Source organism: Stenotrophomonas sp. 116085_Sma, assembly GCF_056479585.1.
Genome location: NZ_CM151057.1, coordinates 201748 through 216161 on the forward strand (window position 1 = coordinate 201748; position 14414 = coordinate 216161).

The following is a 14414-nucleotide window of genomic DNA, read 5'->3' on the forward strand; positions in this document are numbered from 1 at the left end:
GGGTTTTTTCATCAGGGAGTACCCCATGCGGGTGCCGGACCGGAGACAGGCATTGATGGGTGCCAAGCTTGCTTGGCATCACGCGCGCTGCATATCCACGCATGGCGTGGATCTACTGCAACGCCCGATCACCGCGCCCGTGGCGGCGCGTTGGCGTTGTCCATGTCCGAAAAGACCAGCCACGGCCCATCGCCCTCACGCTTCAGCGTGAGCGTGAACTTGCCGGTATCGCCCACGTTGTTGCCGTAGCCGTAGGCACCGATGATGTAACCCGTGTTCCCCTCCACTGCATACGCCAACGCGCGCAACCGCAACGGGCTGCTGCCCTGGCCGGCATACGCGGCCTCGATCGCGCTGCGGCCGCGCACCGGCGGCTGGTTGCTCTGCAGCACAAAGCCATCTTCGGCGAACAGCGCAGCCAGTGCCTTGGCATCACCGGTGCGCCACGCCTGCTCGTAATCGCGCAGTACGCGCTCCAGTGGCGCGGGCACTGCTGTATCGGCCAGGCGCGCAGGCGTCGAGCCTTCAGCTCCGAACGCCATTGCCGGCGTTGCCAGCAGCAGGGCACTGCAGAAGATCATGGCGAGTGGTGTACGGCGCATGCGTCCGGCTCCAGGCGATGACGGGAAGCTACAAACGCATCCTAGCGCGGTGCTGGTTAGAATCACGCGGCCGCCAATTCGGCGGATGCAGCGCAGATCAGACAAGGACACGCGATGAAGATGCGGATCACAGGGATGGCGATGATGGCGGCGCTGCTGGCAGCCTGCGGGCAGGCACCTGAGAAGACTGGCGGGACTGCACCTGCTGCGGCGCCAGCGCCGACGACTGAAGCACCGGCCGCCACGGCCACCGTGGTCGAGAAGGAACCGTCCATCGAAGACGGCGTGGATCCCGCGGTGTGGGACAACGAAGGCGAACCGGAAGACCCGGACGCCGGCGGCGAACTGACCTGCGCGGACAATCCGCTGGCGACCCACTTCTTCACCCTGGTGGGCGGCAACACCGTGGACGACTGCGGCCGCAAGGACCCGAAGGTGCTGGCCGCGTTCGATGCGCTGATGAAGGGCACGCAGGACGCCGAATCCACCGACAAGGACATTCCGTCGCTGCGCAAGCGCCTGTTGAGCGGACCCAGCGGCCCTGGCGAGCTGGTAGTGCTGCAGGGCGAGCCGTGGTGGTTCTACACCGCCTGCCAGGCCTACGATTGCCCCGGCACCGCGTTGGCGATGCTGTACTCGCCCGATCAGTCGAAGCTGGTCGGCCGTCTTACCGCGCGCTGCCGTGTGTGGTGGCTGGGCGAACCGACGGCGGAACAGCGTGCGCAGATCGAACAGCGCCAGCCACTGCAGGATGCCGCGTTGAAGGAAGACAGCGCGCTCTGCGAGTGATGTGGCGCGCTCTGCAGCGCCGGGCCGTGCCCGGCGCTGCAGTGAGCGTTGTTCCCCGTATCACCCTTCCGGCCGCATGCGTGCACTGACCTGTGCGGCCAGCGACAGACTGGCCATCATCAGGCCCTCCATCACGCGGTCGCCCACGTACTCCTTGTCGGGTCCGTTCTGGCGCACGCGCTCGGCAGCCAGCAGCATTTCCAGCGCCACGCGCAGCCCGGCCAACGCACAGTCCGCGTCGGCCAGCGCCATGCGGCGCCCTGGCATCTGATGACGTTCGGGCCAGGGCTGGCCGTCGGCGGCCGCGCCCTTGCCGATGCGGTCGAGCGTGGCGATGAAACCGTGCGGATCGTGCGGGTGCGGTGTTTCCGAGGGCGCGTCCGCGTTGGCGGGCACGTACTGCGCGCGCAGGCGGGAGGATTCGGGTGTGCTCATGGCAAGGGCTCCGTGCAGGACAGACGGCAGCCGCCACGCAGAGGTGGCAGGCGGAGACGTGGCTCGAAAACCGGGAGATCACGAACAAGACCGGCAGGCGCAAGGCCTCCACGCTCCGCCCGCCATGGCCGGCAGACGGATTACCGACCGGCGCCACACAAGGTGACGCCGGCCGGCAAGCGCAAAACAACGTTCGTGATCTGACGGGTTTTCGAGTCCCGGCCACCCTTTTCCGGTGGCACGTCATCTGTACCGCCGTCGCTGCGCAACGCCAATCAGACAAGTTGCAAACAGCATTCGATCGAAGACGCTTTCAGCATTCTTGCATGCTGTTGAGTTGCCGAAGATCGAGGCGGCGCAATGGCCGCAGCGGCTTTGGCAATATGCGACACGGATCGAAGTTGAGGGTGTGGCGTGGGGCGGCATCACCAAGGCAATAGCGACAGCGGCACGTCGGATCGGACATCGACACCGCAGGACCACGCTGGCCGCGCGCCTGATCTGTCAGCGCTCCCCGCGCCTCTCATACCAGCCCTGAGTACGGTTCACGATCCGCACCACGGACAGCATCACCGGCACCTCGATCAGCACGCCCACCACGGTGGCCAGCGCCGCCCCCGAATGCACGCCGAACAGTCCCACCGCGCTGGCAACCGCCAATTCGAAGAAGTTGCTGGCACCAATCAACGCCGAAGGGCCGGCCACGCAATGCGCCACGCCCAGGCGACGATTGAGCAGGTAAGCCAGGCCGGAAGTGAAATAGACCTGGATCAGGATCGGCACCGCAATCAGTGCGATCACCAGCGGCTGCTTCACGATCTGCTGGCCCTGGAAGCCGAACAGCAGGACCAGTGTGAGCAGCAGCGCACACAGCGAGACGGGCCCAAGCTTGCGAAGCACCCGCTGCAACGCTGCCTCGCCACGACGCATCAGGATCCAGCGCCGCAGCAACGCAGCCACCAGCACCGGCGCCACGATGTAGAGGCCCACCGACAGCAGCAGCGTATCCCACGGCACGGTGATCGCCGACAGGCCCAGCAGCAGTGCAACCACCGGCGCGTAGGCAACCACCATGATCGCGTCGTTCAACGCCACCTGGCTCAGGGTGAAGTTGGCATCACCGCGGCACAGGTTGCTCCACACGAACACCATGGCGGTGCAGGGTGCGGCTGCCAGCAGGATCAACCCGGCGATGTAGCTGTCGATCTGTGCTGCTGGCAACCAGTCGGCGAAGGCATGGCGCAGGAATAGCCAGCCCAGCAGCGCCATCGAGAATGGCTTGACCGCCCAGTTGATGAACAGCGTTACGCCGATGCCCTTCCAGTGCTGCTGCAACTGGCGCATCGCAGCGAAGTCGACCTTCAGCAGCATCGGGATGATCATCAGCCAGATCAGCACCGCAACCGGCAGGTTGACCTTGGCGACCTCTGCGGATGCCAGCGCGGCAAAAGCGCCGGGCAGGACGTGGCCCAGCAGGGTGCCAGCCGCAATGCACAGCACAACCCACAGCGTCAGGTGTCGCTCGAACAGGCTCATGGCACCGTCACTGCGCGCCGTCGGTCGGCAGCAGCCGGCCGATCCGGTCCAGCGCCTGCTGCAGCGCCGTGCGGTCGGACCACACCGATTCGGGCAACGCGAGCAATGCACGCAGTCGCAGCTTCACGATGGCATGGGCCTGCGCGAATGCTGCGGCCTTGTCGGCATCGCTACCCGCTACGGCCGCCGGATCGGGCAGGCCCCAGTGGCTGCGGACGAAGTCACCGAACACCACAGGGCAGGCCTCCGCTGCGGCTGCATCACACACGGTGATCACCAGATCCATCGGTGCTGCATCCACGAACTCATCCCACGACTTGCTGCGCAGCCCTTCAATGGGCATTCCTTCGGCCTGCAACTGGGCCAGCGCGAAGGGGTTGATCTGGCCAGTGGGCTGGCTGCCCGCACTGAATGCGCTGAAGCGATCGCCGCCCCAGGCGCGCAGGGTGGCTTCAGCAAGCACGCTGCGGGCGCTGTTGCCGGTACAGAGGAACAGGACAGAACGGGTCATGGGCAATCGCTTCGATGGGGAAGGTCGTGTGCGGTGTCAGCACTTGCACGCAGGTGCTGCGGGTGCGCACTCCGCGTCAGGCGAGCCCGCGCAGCAGTTGTGCGTCAGGTACTCGATCAAGCCGTTCATGGCGCCGAAGTTGGCCCGATAGCAGACATGGCGGCCCTGGTTTTCGCTCTCCACCAGCCCGGCCTGCACCAGCTCCTTCAGGTGGAAGCTGAGCGTGGCTGGGGGCACCTGCAGGGCCGTGGCGATGTCGCCCGCCATGCGACCTGCCGGGCCAGCCTCCACCAGCAGGCGGAAAGCCGCCAGGCGGGTGGCGTGACCCAGGGCAGTCAGGGCGGCGATTGCATTCAACGTTTCCATATTTCTAGAATAGTCGAATGAATAAGCCGATCACAAGTACCCACCTGCCCAACCTGGTGGAATCGTCATTGCCCCAGCCCGATCACCGCCAGCTCGCCGCCGCCGATCTGGGGCCGCCACGCATCCTCCTGCTCTACGGCTCACTGCGGCCGCAGTCGTTCAGCCGCAAGCTGGCGCTGGAAGCCGAACGGCTGCTGCGTCACCTGGGGTGCGAGACCCGGGTGTTCGATCCGCATGCGCTGCCCATGCTGGACAGCGTGGACACGAGCCACCCCGAAGTGCAGCGGCTGCGTGCGTGGTCGCAGTGGTCGGAAGGCCAGGTCTGGGTCAGCCCCGAGCGGCACGGGACGATCACCGGTGTGTTCAAGAACCAGATCGACTGGTTGCCGCTGGAAGATGGCAGCGTGCGGCCCACACAAGGCAGGACGCTGGCGGTGATGCAGGTGAGCGGCGGTTCGCAGTCGTTCAACACGGTCAACACGTTGCGCGTGCTCGGCCGGTGGATGCGCATGCTGACCATTCCCAACCAGTCGTCGGTGGCCAAGGCCTGGCAGGAATTCGATGACGATGGGCGCATGAAGCCCTCGCCGTACTACGACCGCGTGGTGGATGTGATGGAGGAGCTTGTGAAGTTCACGCTGCTGACGCGAGGGCGGTCGGACTACCTGGTGGACCGCTACAGCGAGCGCAAGGGCGCCGCGCACGCCGCTGCATTGGCGAGGGCCGCAGGGGCTGCGGCTTCCTGAATTCCAATTCGCCGATCGACGTATTACTTGCTTGCGCGCCGCGCGCCCTTCTCGTCTTCGTCCTTCGCATCCCCGCGGCTCTGCGCGAATTCCGGAAAGGTCTTCGCGATCGAATCCTTGTCCGGCAGGATGTAGAACACGCCGCCCTTCTCGAACATGGGCTGCACGATCTGCCCGTAGAACGCGGGCGAGACGTTGATGCAACCGTGGGTGACGCGGTTGTCGTCCGGCGTGGGCGATGCCAAGCGCTCGGCGCGCTTCTCCTTCGGGCTGCCCGGTGGCAGCGGATGCATTGAAACGGCCGAATCGTAGTCCACCCACAGCACGCGCCCGGCATCGTCGGAGGGGCCGTAGCCACCAATGAAGCGGCCGGCCGGCGTGGTGCGGTCGTGGCCAGGAATCGCGCTCAGTGCGAGCTTGGCGACGCCGGGTGCGGAGTGGTCGCCGATGGCCGAACCGAACAGCGCCGGTGCCGCGCCACGCAGCTTTCCGTCGCCGCTGAAGATCAGAACCTGCGCCGCCGCCTTGTCCATGACTGCAAACGGATAGCCCTGGTTATCCTTGCTGGCCACCACCCAGCCGGCCAGTTCGATCACCGTTTCGGACACGCCCTGGTCAGGTGGAAGTTCATCAACGGCGGCCACCGGTGGTGCAGGTGCGTCCTTGTCCCTGGCGTTGGCTACGCCGCTGCATGCAACGACCAGCGCCATGGCCAGTGCGGCATGGAGGGCGCGGCGTGCAGGGGAGGAGTAGGTACGAATGGGACGGCTCCTTGCAATGCAATCCTGGGTGGAAGGACGCCAGTGGCCGGCGAAGGCCACTGGCTCCCGATACAGAGGTGGATCAATTCAAACAGTGAGGGAGCAATTACCCGCGCGGCTTGCGGCCGGCCGGTGCCCTTTCAAGCTGCTGCACGCGACCTTCGATCTGGTCCAGACGCTGGTTGGCCTGCTGCGCGGACTGGTTGGCGGACTCCGCGCTCTGCGCAGCACCCTGCACCTTTACGTCGAGCTGATCGAGACGCGAGTTGATGGTTGCAAACTCGTTCTTGTAAGAGGCGCAGGCGCCAAGGCTGACGGTGGCGATGAGCGCTACAGCAAGTGCGCGGGCCGTCTTCATGTGTTGCGGGTTCAGGTTCATTGCACTCCCTCCTTCGTCTGGGGAAGCTGGAATATAGCGGCGTTTGTTCCCGTCGCTACCAAGCGCTTTCAGCTGGAATTTGAGTACGTGGATGCACTGTGAAGCCTGCTTCTGACCCAGCATTAACAAGCGGGACCAGGCGAGCTGATGTACGCCGGCCGATCGCCTTGTGCCTGTTCAGAACAGCCAATTCATCTGTATGAAGCCGATATCACCCTGTGAGGCTTTCGCGTGTTCATACAGGCTGCAAACACGGATTGCCCGTTGCCCGGTAGATCGGCGCGTATGGCTACTTCAAGGCTGGCAGCGTGAAGCCACTGCCGTAGACAATGCCAACGAGGGTCTGCAGGAAGTCAGAGGTTGGAATGCGCTCGCCATTGGTGGAGTACGCGATCGACACATCATCGGCAGGGTTGTAGATGACGCGCGAATGAGAGCCCAGTACATCGCCAGCGTGGCCCAGGAAGCGCTGCTCACCGAACGGGAACTCGGCCAGTCCTTTTCCCCAGCCCGCGCCGGCAACCGGCGTCATCCGGTCGAGGCTTTCCCTGCGCAGCAACCGGTTGTGGAACAGCGCGTTGATCAGCACGTTCAGTTCGCGCGTGGTGCCGGCGATGTCGCCCACGCCGATGACGTTGGTGTACGCGATGTCCTTGATCTCGTTCCACTGCCCTGCGTATGCATAGGACTTGAAGGTGTTGGCGGTGTGCGACGGTGCTGCAGCGAAGTGCTGCAACGCCAGCGGTTCTGCAATCTGCTGTTCGACGATGTGCTGGTAGTCGGTGCCGTAGCGCTGTTCCAGGATCATCCGCAGCAGCAGGTAGGCAGAGTTGGAGTAGGCCACGCGCGTCCCCGGCTCGAACGCAGTGCCCTGCCTTCGTATCTCGTCGAGGATCCGTGCCTGGCTAACCTCGTCCACCACCCAGACCGCGCCGTCCTTTATCGCGAAGTTGCCCAGGCCACTGGAATGCGCCAGCAGATGGCCAACGGTGATCTGCTGCGCCGACGGCATGTCGGGGAAGAAGTCCGACAGGTGATCGTCCAGGCTCAACCGGCCTTCTTCGACCAGCTTGAACGCCAGGATGGCGGTGACCATCTTGGTCACCGAGGCGATCTGGTAGCGGGTGCTGTCGTCGTGCGCGACGGGCGGCAGGCTGTTCTGCCCGAAGCTTCTGTTGTAGACCTCGTGGCCATTCCTGAAGATGGATACGCTGCCGACGCCTGCGTTGCTTTTCTCGACCTGATCGAGGAAGTCATCCAGCGTGCCCGCATTGACCCCCGCCGCGGAGGCGGCTGCATGCGCACCGTGCGCAAGCATCGGCATCGTGAGCAGCAGAAGCAGGCAAGCCAATCTCTTCATCTCGCGACCCTGGGTTGGATTGATGCGTACTAGACGGGCAAGCATAGGTTGATCCTGCTGGGCAACCATAGGTTCAGCCAAAAGCGCTCTGTACAGATCAACCTATGCTTGCCCAGCAACCATAGGTTGGCAGCGTTCTTCACAAAAACTATTTAACATCAACGCGTTACGGATCTTGGGTCTGCGCTCGGGCTTAGCGTTCAGACTTTGGTTGCCGGCCTCCAGAGCGAGCCGTGCTCGCGAGGGACGTACCGCCAGGGAAGCCCAATGTGGGGACTCAACAGCTGCCTGCGCTGGCACCGCATTGCGGTGGGCGGTGGACCTTTCGCCGCGCAAAGGTCGAGGACAAGGGCCGCTGTTGGAAGAAACATGAATGGGAGAGTGCTTTCCCGTTGTTCCGGCAAGTGGTAGGTTGGTTCCACGCTCTCATCACATGAAAGCACCCGGCGCCGGGGATGCTGCGTCCGACGTTAACAGCGCGCTCAACCTAGTAGAAACATCCCTCGTCTGAAGGCCTGGGTACTTAAACGGACGATACCCACTGGCTGATTTTTCAGAGGAGTTGTCATGTCTACTGATTCCGTTTCATCCACGGTTGACTTGGTCCGCCGAACCGTCGCCCCAAAAGAGGGGATGAGCAAAGCACGCGATGCCATCGCACTGATGCTGTACGGATGTACTTTCTCCACGGCGATGGTTGCCAGTACCCAGGGCAAGCTCCCCGCAGCTCGCGTTGATCGAGATGCGCTTGAACGCCTGTCTTTGAAATATGGAACCTGGGTCTTCGCTGCTTCAGACCTCGCCGAGGAACTGCTTGCCCCTTCGCAACTGCCGTGCAAGGCATTGTCCTATTGGGATATTGTGGATATCTGCCGCATTGCCGAAGAACGCGATCGGGTCCTGATGGATCACGTCGAGACAGAAGGCGAGTTTGCTGGCACCATGAGCTTCACGGGATTCCGGGCAGGGATGCCATTGCGTAACGCTCTCCAAAACCGCCTCGCCAAGCTGGCCCCGGAGGCACTGATCGAACTCAAGGCAATAGTGTGGATTGGCCGCGGTGACGCAAGTCGATATGACGCCGCGCTTTCTCACGCTGGCCAACACACGGCAGGGGATGTGCAGTACCTGGCTGCCAAGGCACCTCTGCACAAGTACCTGCGCAAGGGCGTTGAGAAGCTCAATCGTCGGGCAGCGAGCATCAATCGCTAGTTCAACTGGGCGACGGGCCCCCCCGTCGCCCGGTTCTGGCTCAAACCGCGCGGCCGCAGCGCTCCTTGCCAACTCACGGAGCCGGCGGTCCCGAATGCGTGGTTCCACGGTCCAACGCGTCCCCGCATGGCCGGCGTGATGCCAAGCGCAAGACAGCATCTCATTGGCGGCGGACGCCCCTCCGAATCAATGGACTGCCTCCGATCGCATGCGGCAGAGTGATTTCGGCCATCACCCGGAGCGGGTATGGCAGGCAACCGCCTCCGCTTTACGCCACAGGATCATCCGCAACCGAGAAGGCTCGAGAGCGCATGGCCTTTGTAATAACCATCGCTGTCCTGACGCATTCTCGAGCTGCCTCTGCCGTGATAGCGAAACTTTCCACGAGTTCGCTGGCGACGCCCCGCTCTCGTGCGCCGGCAGCGACGCGGGTAATGGAGAGGTCCATGATCGCTTTTGTCACTCCCCGACCCGCCAAGAGGTCCTGCCTAGGCCGCATCTGGAGATCCCTGTATACCCGGAACGAGGGTGCGCGGTGGATAGAGCTATGTGCCCTCGAAACCAACAGTACGCCGAGGAACTCCTGACTCGGAAACACGCGCGTATTAGACTTGCAAAGCGCTTGGAGCACGACTTCGAACTTTCTTGCGTGCGCTCCCCAGTCCTCAAGATCAAAGGCGATCTCACCGTCCACTTCATGGTTTGGAAACAGCGAAGTTGACGAGGCCGGAACTGGATCGGTCAGAATTCCGATGATGTCTACAGATTTTATCGCAGATAAGTTGAGGAGTGTTCTGAACGTGGTAGTAGATCGCCTGAAGCGGATTGCGTCCCTCCAGAATCTGTTGTGAACTAGCTTCAGCCTGCCCAATGTCCCATCTTGGCGAAGCCCTTCAAAAAAGCGCTGATAGTTCTCTGGAGGAATAACCACGTCGGGGTTGTTCGCCGTCCAGCCCACAACGTCCTCGATTGAGGCGTTAGCCCACGATTGAAGCGCGCTGGGCCTCTCGTGGGTGGCTGCGCGCGCTAGTCTGCCACCGCAGCATGCGCATAAGGCCGCTTTGACCCTTCGCAACTGTTGGACGTTCCCGCAATCCGGGCAACGATCAACGATTCTGGCTGAGTGCAACGAGCAATGTGAGTAGTGAAGGAAATTCCAGACCAGCCGCTCGCTTAGACCACTACTCTCGCCTGCCTCGAGTAGGCATTCAGGACACCAGCGGCGATTTATGCGGGTAAGGCCACCATCCCTCATCTGCAGAACCTTGATGAAAGGCGAGAGGGTGCAGCCCACCAGTCGTTGGTTGGTCAACTGCTCTAGCGCGCGCGCGCGGTTTAGGCTCACCTGTCCTGGTCCCACGAAACTGTTCCGCTGTAGCAGACCATTGACTGGCTGACCTGCAATCTTGTCAAGCACTCCTGCGAGATGTGTCCTGGTGAACCCAGTAATCTCGCACATCCTCTGGAAGTATCCCCCAAGGGATTCAGTCTGGGCAGTGCCTCCATCGATGGGCGCAAGTGGCGGAAGAGTGGTCCACCGGTACCCCGTGCTTGTCATGCTCGTCATGACTCTGGACCGCCAGCACCGACTCGTTTGAGGAAGTCAGCGATTCTCTTCTCGCCGTTCAAAGGCTTCTGATCAGCAAGCTTGTTGAATGCGTGCACACTGCTCCACACCGTTCCCAGCTCCCTTTCACTGGAGGAGCTGGCGTGCAGATGCGCTTCAGTAATGGTGCTTGCGCCCTCATTCTTTCGGCGAAGCTCAGCGCGATGTACTACATCGATAGTGGGTCCAAATACGCCGGCACCATTGGCATACATCAGATCGACGTTCTTAACGAGAACTTTCGGATCCTCCAGACGGAAGCTCTGACCCATACCCTTGAGAACTGCAACGAAGTCGCGCTCATCCTGGGGGTTGCTCAGGTTGTACGGCCGGATGTAAACGAACCGGGATCGATTCCAGACGTCGGGATGTCCGGCCCACAAGCTCTCTGCAGTATGGTTAGCCAGCATCACCATGACGCACCCGATCTCTTCGATCAGTCTCACCAGATTCGACATGTACCCATAGCTGGTTTGATGAAGATGCACCATGGTCAAGGTGGCCGCCTCTTCCAAGAAGATGTACTTCAGTTGACGCTGCTTCGCCACCGATTCGAAGCTGTGCTGCAGTCTCGGTTGCGAATGCTTTGCCCTGACCTTCCTCCACAATTCATTGCTCACCTCCACCTCGGCTTGGAGATGGTGCGCATCAGTGCTGATTGATCGATCCTTGGACTCGAGCCAGCCGAAATCCGGTGCCACCACGGCGTGATGCAGGCGAAGCGTGAGATCCTTGGAGTTGAACTTTCCCCGATCATTGGCCATCGCCCGCACCGATATCAAAGGTAGGGTTCCGGCTGGCCAGAAGTGTTGCTTCCCGGCTAGTACAGGAAGAATAGCTTGTCGGATTTCGCTTTTACCCGATCCAGAAGGTGCCAGCGCCCAAACGAACGTACCTGCGCGCGCACCTTGGATGGCGTTCAAGAGCTCTGAATAGGCCGTCCTCATGCGGCTATGATTCACAAAAGGAATTCCAGAGTTGCTGTCCACTATCGGTTCCTATGAGTTTGATTGACTGGCGCGGCCTTGCCTCCAATTGCACAAGCTACGGCGCTTCAATGGAGTCAAAGTCATCCGTGGCTCGCTTCTTGATTCCGCGCAGAGCGAGTTCGTCAAGAGCGTCGTCTGTTTGTGAAGGGGGGCTACCGGAGTCCGCCTCGCTGAGTTCGGGAAGGGCGGTGGTGGCGAGCTTCGAATTTGCGACCGCGGTACGAATCGCCTGAGCGTGCCTCGCGGCCTTCTTTGCTTCGCGGAGCGATGGCACGTGGAGTTGGTCATGCATACCCCAGAACGACCGCTCAAGCAGGGTGGTATGAGCTAGAGGCCCGATCAAGTTACAGAACGCCTTGAACAGTCCAAGGTTCGTTCTAACCCAAATGAAGCTCGGGTCCTCCGGGTCTGTTCGAAGCTGCTCAACATCGAATGACGCGTCGAACTCCCTCAGTTCATTGGAGTGAAAGTACCGACCATTCACCTCGAACCCCCGTCCGGGTACATACTTGTTATTGCTGTGCGGGATCGCGGTTCTGAAGAGGAACTCTTCGTCAACCATGGCGTGCAGGCCGGCACTAGGAAAGAGAAGATCTGCGTGGGCTGCACGATCGGCCGGACTTGCGAAGCCTTGTACAGGAACGCTCGGGAAGTGCTCGTAAAGCGTTTCCTTGGCCACCGTATGAACGGTTTCAAAGCAGTGGCTGGCAGTTTTGTAGCTCTTGAACTTCCCATCCACGCCTCGGCCCGCCTTGTCTGGATCGGTGCTGCCGACAAGCTCATGGCTGACTTGGGAATTGAACCTTTCAAAGTATCGCTCTACGTTCGAGTTGAACCTCGAACCTGCCGTTGGGCAGATATGGATTGAGAATTGATATCGCAAAGCCAGAGCTATGAGAAAGTGCGACTGATTCTCCGTTCCGCGATCGACAAAGATGCTGTTGAACAGTCGTCCATGTCTGCGGACGTAGTTCCGTATCAGGATGGCCAAACCATCGCGCCGTGCTGGCCCGAAGACAACGGAATGAGCCATCGGCAAATCAGTCGCCTCATCTGTTCCTAGATAAATCAGAGGGGACTCTGCGCTTGCACCCATTCCATCGTCGTGCACCACCCTGACGTCAACTTTGGTACTGTCGACGTGCAGGACTGCATGTTTGGCTAAGGCTGTACCCGACCGGTCGCGCGCGTCCGAGCGCGGCCGTTGCTTTTGGTAGCCACGCAGTCCCTGCGTTGCAAGGACCTTACGCAGCTCCAGGCGCGGATCAGCGAGCTTGCGTTCGAAGGCCTGGCGGCTCTGTGGCGACTCGCCGTCAGATTCACAGGCCTCCTTGAGCGCAGCGTATGCGTCCTTCTTCTGTGAATACTTGCCTGCGGCGTATGCGCGAATTGCCTCAGCCGTCCTCTTCTCCTGAATGGGGGTAAGCCGGCTCATTCGGTTACCGCTTGCATGAAACCTGGTAAGGCACTGCTCGAGTTCGTTGTCACCTCTGCTTCGCGCCTCGGCCACATTCCGCGCTATCTCACGCAGGTGTTTGGGGACGGCTGTACCCTTCGCATGCGCGGATTGAATCAATGCGAGCCGCTTTTCGGCGTTGGTGGCGTCGACTAGCGTCGCCGTTGCGAACGCCGACTTCAGTTGATTGCGAGATTGCCTGGCAACCTCAAAGAAGTTGCCTCCTATCTCGATTGACTGAGTCTGACTCAAGGTCAAAAAGAAGTTGCTCGTGTCCGTGAGCGGCACATGCTCAACTGGACCGAAGGCCCAGCGGGTTCCAAGCAGAAGCGCCGCTTGGCTCACGTTGAATCCCTCGATAGTCTCGATCATCCAATCGAGGCTCTTGGGACCGTCGGCGAGATGCGCATGGATGCGCCTGCCCAAGACTTGAGCCTCGTTGGCAGGTACCATGCGCACCTCGTTATAGATGACCTGCAGGTTCCGGAGTGGCGTGTCGACGCGGGAGGGACTGAGCCACAGGACGTGCTCCATGCCGCGCTGCCTTGCCCAAGGACCATAGGCAAGGTTCTGAAGATTTCCATCGACATCGACCCATTCACCGGACTTTGCCGTAAGCAAGCTGTCACGAGCGGAGCCGGCCTTGCATTCGACCAGCTCAATGCGACGGGTGCGGACGACCAGAAAATCCAAGGTACCGCTCCTCACATGATTGCCAAGTCTCACTCCCTTACAGGCGACCTGCGGGAAATAGCCAAGCACATCCGGATCCAGCTCCAGAGTCAGCGCGAACAGATGTTCAACGGTATGACTCTCCAGCGTGATCAGCTGGCCACATTTCACTGAATTGAAGTGGGTCACAACGTTGTTCAGCGCGCCCTTTCCTGGCTTCCGCGCTGGACTCGAGCTAGCCATCTCAAGGATGTGCTGTCGCTGTTCGACAGTTAGGCCCTCCTGCTCCCGCAGACGCTGGGCCAGTTCTTCTTGATTCATGGATCCCTGCCTATCTACTGGGAAGCGGCCAGCCGCCTCCCTCCCGGAATGCCTAGGGGTTGATTCTTATCGGGGTAAGGGGGTAGATTCGGCATAGCGGTACTCATCGCTGCGCCTCAAACAGACCCCGGCCTGCCAGCCGGGGTTTGTCTTTTCTGCCCCAGAGAGTGTACTTAGCTCACCTGGAGATCCTCCATGGGAAGATCGGGATCATTGAGTGGCCTGCCGATTGCTGACGGTCTCCGCGCCGCGTGCTGCGGTGAACAGCCATTGCGCGAGATCTCTGGAGCGGATCATGCGGCCCTTCCTCCCTGGGATGGTTGAGGTCGCTATACCCAGTCGGTTGTCATATGCCGCGCGCCTGGCCGCGCCGATGCTGTTGTAGCCAAGCAGCATCCAGACTTCTGAGAGGCGGACATAGAGCCCGTACTCCTCCGCCACCTGCTCGGCGAGCTGGTCAGAAGTCGTTGCGCGAAGTGCGAGCGTTTGTATCGACAAGGGCACCATGTAGGCGAGCATCACTCACTCTCTTTCATATTGCAAACAGCGAGCACATCTTCTTACTTGTGGGGCGCAGATTATCTGATTACGTATCAGATAATCTGATATGCATGCTGCTACAGCGGTTGGCATGTCAGATGATTCAGTACGCAATACAGTTTGTGGATTGCGC

At 61.2% G+C, this 14414-nt stretch carries 15 protein-coding genes; 3 read left to right on the forward strand and 12 right to left on the reverse strand.

Annotation, left to right across the window (positions count from 1 at the left end; translation table 11 throughout):
* Nucleotides 1-128: 128 nt before the first annotated feature.
* Nucleotides 129-581 carry an SgcJ/EcaC family oxidoreductase gene (locus ACZK0Z_RS00915; protein WP_197632201.1) on the reverse strand — a complete coding sequence of 151 codons (453 nt, stop codon included), beginning with the start codon at nucleotides 579-581 and terminating at the stop codon, nucleotides 129-131.
* Nucleotides 582-716: 135 nt separating this feature from the next.
* Here ACZK0Z_RS00915 and ACZK0Z_RS00920 point away from each other — a divergent pair, with 135 nt between their 5' ends.
* Complete coding sequence (locus ACZK0Z_RS00920) at nucleotides 717-1391, forward strand: hypothetical protein (RefSeq protein ID WP_197632176.1); 675 nt, start codon at nucleotides 717-719, stop codon at nucleotides 1389-1391.
* Nucleotides 1392-1451: 60 nt separating this feature from the next.
* Here ACZK0Z_RS00920 and ACZK0Z_RS00925 read toward each other — a convergent pair whose 3' ends face one another.
* From ACZK0Z_RS00925 to ACZK0Z_RS00940, 4 genes are all read right to left on the reverse strand, one after another.
* Nucleotides 1452-1826 carry a hypothetical protein gene (locus tag ACZK0Z_RS00925; RefSeq protein ID WP_080354663.1) on the reverse strand — a complete coding sequence of 125 codons (375 nt, stop codon included), beginning with the start codon at nucleotides 1824-1826 and terminating at the stop codon, nucleotides 1452-1454.
* Nucleotides 1827-2330: 504 nt separating this feature from the next.
* On the reverse strand, nucleotides 2331-3362 hold the full coding sequence (gene arsB / locus ACZK0Z_RS00930; RefSeq protein ID WP_049402852.1) for an ACR3 family arsenite efflux transporter: 1032 nt from the start codon (nucleotides 3360-3362) through the stop codon (nucleotides 2331-2333).
* A 7-nt stretch (nucleotides 3363-3369) separates the two neighbouring features.
* Nucleotides 3370-3873, reverse strand: a complete 504-nt coding sequence (locus tag ACZK0Z_RS00935) for an arsenate reductase ArsC (RefSeq protein WP_049429834.1) — start codon at nucleotides 3871-3873, stop codon at nucleotides 3370-3372.
* Nucleotides 3874-3909: 36 nt separating this feature from the next.
* Nucleotides 3910-4239: an ArsR/SmtB family transcription factor gene (locus tag ACZK0Z_RS00940; protein WP_049429833.1), complete on the reverse strand. Its 330-nt coding sequence runs from the start codon at nucleotides 4237-4239 to the stop codon at nucleotides 3910-3912.
* A 17-nt stretch (nucleotides 4240-4256) separates the two neighbouring features.
* Here ACZK0Z_RS00940 and arsH point away from each other — a divergent pair, with 17 nt between their 5' ends.
* Nucleotides 4257-4985, forward strand: coding sequence for an arsenical resistance protein ArsH (gene arsH / locus ACZK0Z_RS00945; RefSeq protein WP_197632175.1), 729 nt, complete (start codon nucleotides 4257-4259; stop codon nucleotides 4983-4985).
* A gap of 23 nt (nucleotides 4986-5008) precedes the next feature.
* Here the strand turns inward: arsH and ACZK0Z_RS00950 are convergent, their stop codons facing one another.
* The 3 genes from ACZK0Z_RS00950 to ACZK0Z_RS00960 form a co-directional block, all read right to left on the reverse strand.
* Nucleotides 5009-5695, reverse strand: coding sequence for a L,D-transpeptidase family protein (locus tag ACZK0Z_RS00950; RefSeq protein ID WP_049429831.1), 687 nt, complete (start codon nucleotides 5693-5695; stop codon nucleotides 5009-5011).
* Nucleotides 5696-5852: 157 nt separating this feature from the next.
* A complete protein-coding gene (locus ACZK0Z_RS00955; protein ID WP_010487149.1) occupies nucleotides 5853-6125 on the reverse strand; it encodes a hypothetical protein in 273 nt (90 codons plus the stop codon).
* A 289-nt stretch (nucleotides 6126-6414) separates the two neighbouring features.
* Nucleotides 6415-7530, reverse strand: a complete 1116-nt coding sequence (locus tag ACZK0Z_RS00960) for a serine hydrolase domain-containing protein (protein WP_458998475.1) — start codon at nucleotides 7528-7530, stop codon at nucleotides 6415-6417.
* A gap of 522 nt (nucleotides 7531-8052) precedes the next feature.
* On the opposite strand from ACZK0Z_RS00960, the gene ACZK0Z_RS00965 reads away from it, so the two are divergent.
* Nucleotides 8053-8697, forward strand: coding sequence for a DUF3775 domain-containing protein (locus ACZK0Z_RS00965; protein WP_197632174.1), 645 nt, complete (start codon nucleotides 8053-8055; stop codon nucleotides 8695-8697).
* 268 nt (nucleotides 8698-8965) lie between these two features.
* Here the strand turns inward: ACZK0Z_RS00965 and ACZK0Z_RS00970 are convergent, their stop codons facing one another.
* From ACZK0Z_RS00970 to ACZK0Z_RS00985, 4 genes are all read right to left on the reverse strand, one after another.
* Nucleotides 8966-10264: a TniQ family protein gene (locus ACZK0Z_RS00970; RefSeq protein ID WP_197632173.1), complete on the reverse strand. Its 1299-nt coding sequence runs from the start codon at nucleotides 10262-10264 to the stop codon at nucleotides 8966-8968.
* A complete protein-coding gene (locus ACZK0Z_RS00975; RefSeq protein WP_336339718.1) occupies nucleotides 10261-11292 on the reverse strand; it encodes a transposition helper protein in 1032 nt (343 codons plus the stop codon). The genes ACZK0Z_RS00970 and ACZK0Z_RS00975 overlap by 4 nt, the downstream gene beginning before the upstream one ends.
* Nucleotides 11293-11347: 55 nt before the next feature.
* Nucleotides 11348-13741 (reverse strand): transposase, encoded by a 2394-nt coding sequence (locus ACZK0Z_RS00980; RefSeq protein ID WP_197632172.1) that lies wholly within the window; start codon nucleotides 13739-13741, stop codon nucleotides 11348-11350.
* Between the two features lie 210 nt (nucleotides 13742-13951).
* On the reverse strand, nucleotides 13952-14260 hold the full coding sequence (locus ACZK0Z_RS00985) for a hypothetical protein (protein WP_197632171.1): 309 nt from the start codon (nucleotides 14258-14260) through the stop codon (nucleotides 13952-13954).
* Between the last annotated feature and the right edge of the window lie 154 nt (nucleotides 14261-14414).

Bases quoted from the DNA above. Each gene is read 5' to 3' on its own strand.
- ACZK0Z_RS00985 (WP_197632171.1), bottom strand. From the start codon at position 14,260: ATGCTCGCCTACATGGTGCCCTTGTCGATACAAACGCTCGCACTTCGC.
- ACZK0Z_RS00950 (WP_049429831.1), bottom strand. From the start codon at position 5,695: ATGGCGCTGGTCGTTGCATGCAGCGGCGTAGCCAACGCCAGGGACAAG.
- arsH (WP_197632175.1), top strand. From the start codon at position 4,257: ATGAATAAGCCGATCACAAGTACCCACCTGCCCAACCTGGTGGAATCG.
- ACZK0Z_RS00960 (WP_458998475.1), bottom strand. From the start codon at position 7,530: ATGCTTGCCCGTCTAGTACGCATCAATCCAACCCAGGGTCGCGAGATG.
- ACZK0Z_RS00925 (WP_080354663.1), bottom strand. From the start codon at position 1,826: ATGAGCACACCCGAATCCTCCCGCCTGCGCGCGCAGTACGTGCCCGCC.
- ACZK0Z_RS00935 (WP_049429834.1), bottom strand. From the start codon at position 3,873: ATGACCCGTTCTGTCCTGTTCCTCTGTACCGGCAACAGCGCCCGCAGC.
- arsB (WP_049402852.1), bottom strand. From the start codon at position 3,362: ATGAGCCTGTTCGAGCGACACCTGACGCTGTGGGTTGTGCTGTGCATT.
- ACZK0Z_RS00955 (WP_010487149.1), bottom strand. From the start codon at position 6,125: ATGAACCTGAACCCGCAACACATGAAGACGGCCCGCGCACTTGCTGTA.
- ACZK0Z_RS00940 (WP_049429833.1), bottom strand. From the start codon at position 4,239: ATGGAAACGTTGAATGCAATCGCCGCCCTGACTGCCCTGGGTCACGCC.
- ACZK0Z_RS00915 (WP_197632201.1), bottom strand. From the start codon at position 581: ATGATCTTCTGCAGTGCCCTGCTGCTGGCAACGCCGGCAATGGCGTTC.
- ACZK0Z_RS00965 (WP_197632174.1), top strand. From the start codon at position 8,053: ATGTCTACTGATTCCGTTTCATCCACGGTTGACTTGGTCCGCCGAACC.
- ACZK0Z_RS00970 (WP_197632173.1), bottom strand. From the start codon at position 10,264: ATGACGAGCATGACAAGCACGGGGTACCGGTGGACCACTCTTCCGCCA.
- ACZK0Z_RS00920 (WP_197632176.1), top strand. From the start codon at position 717: ATGAAGATGCGGATCACAGGGATGGCGATGATGGCGGCGCTGCTGGCA.
- ACZK0Z_RS00980 (WP_197632172.1), bottom strand. From the start codon at position 13,741: ATGAATCAAGAAGAACTGGCCCAGCGTCTGCGGGAGCAGGAGGGCCTA.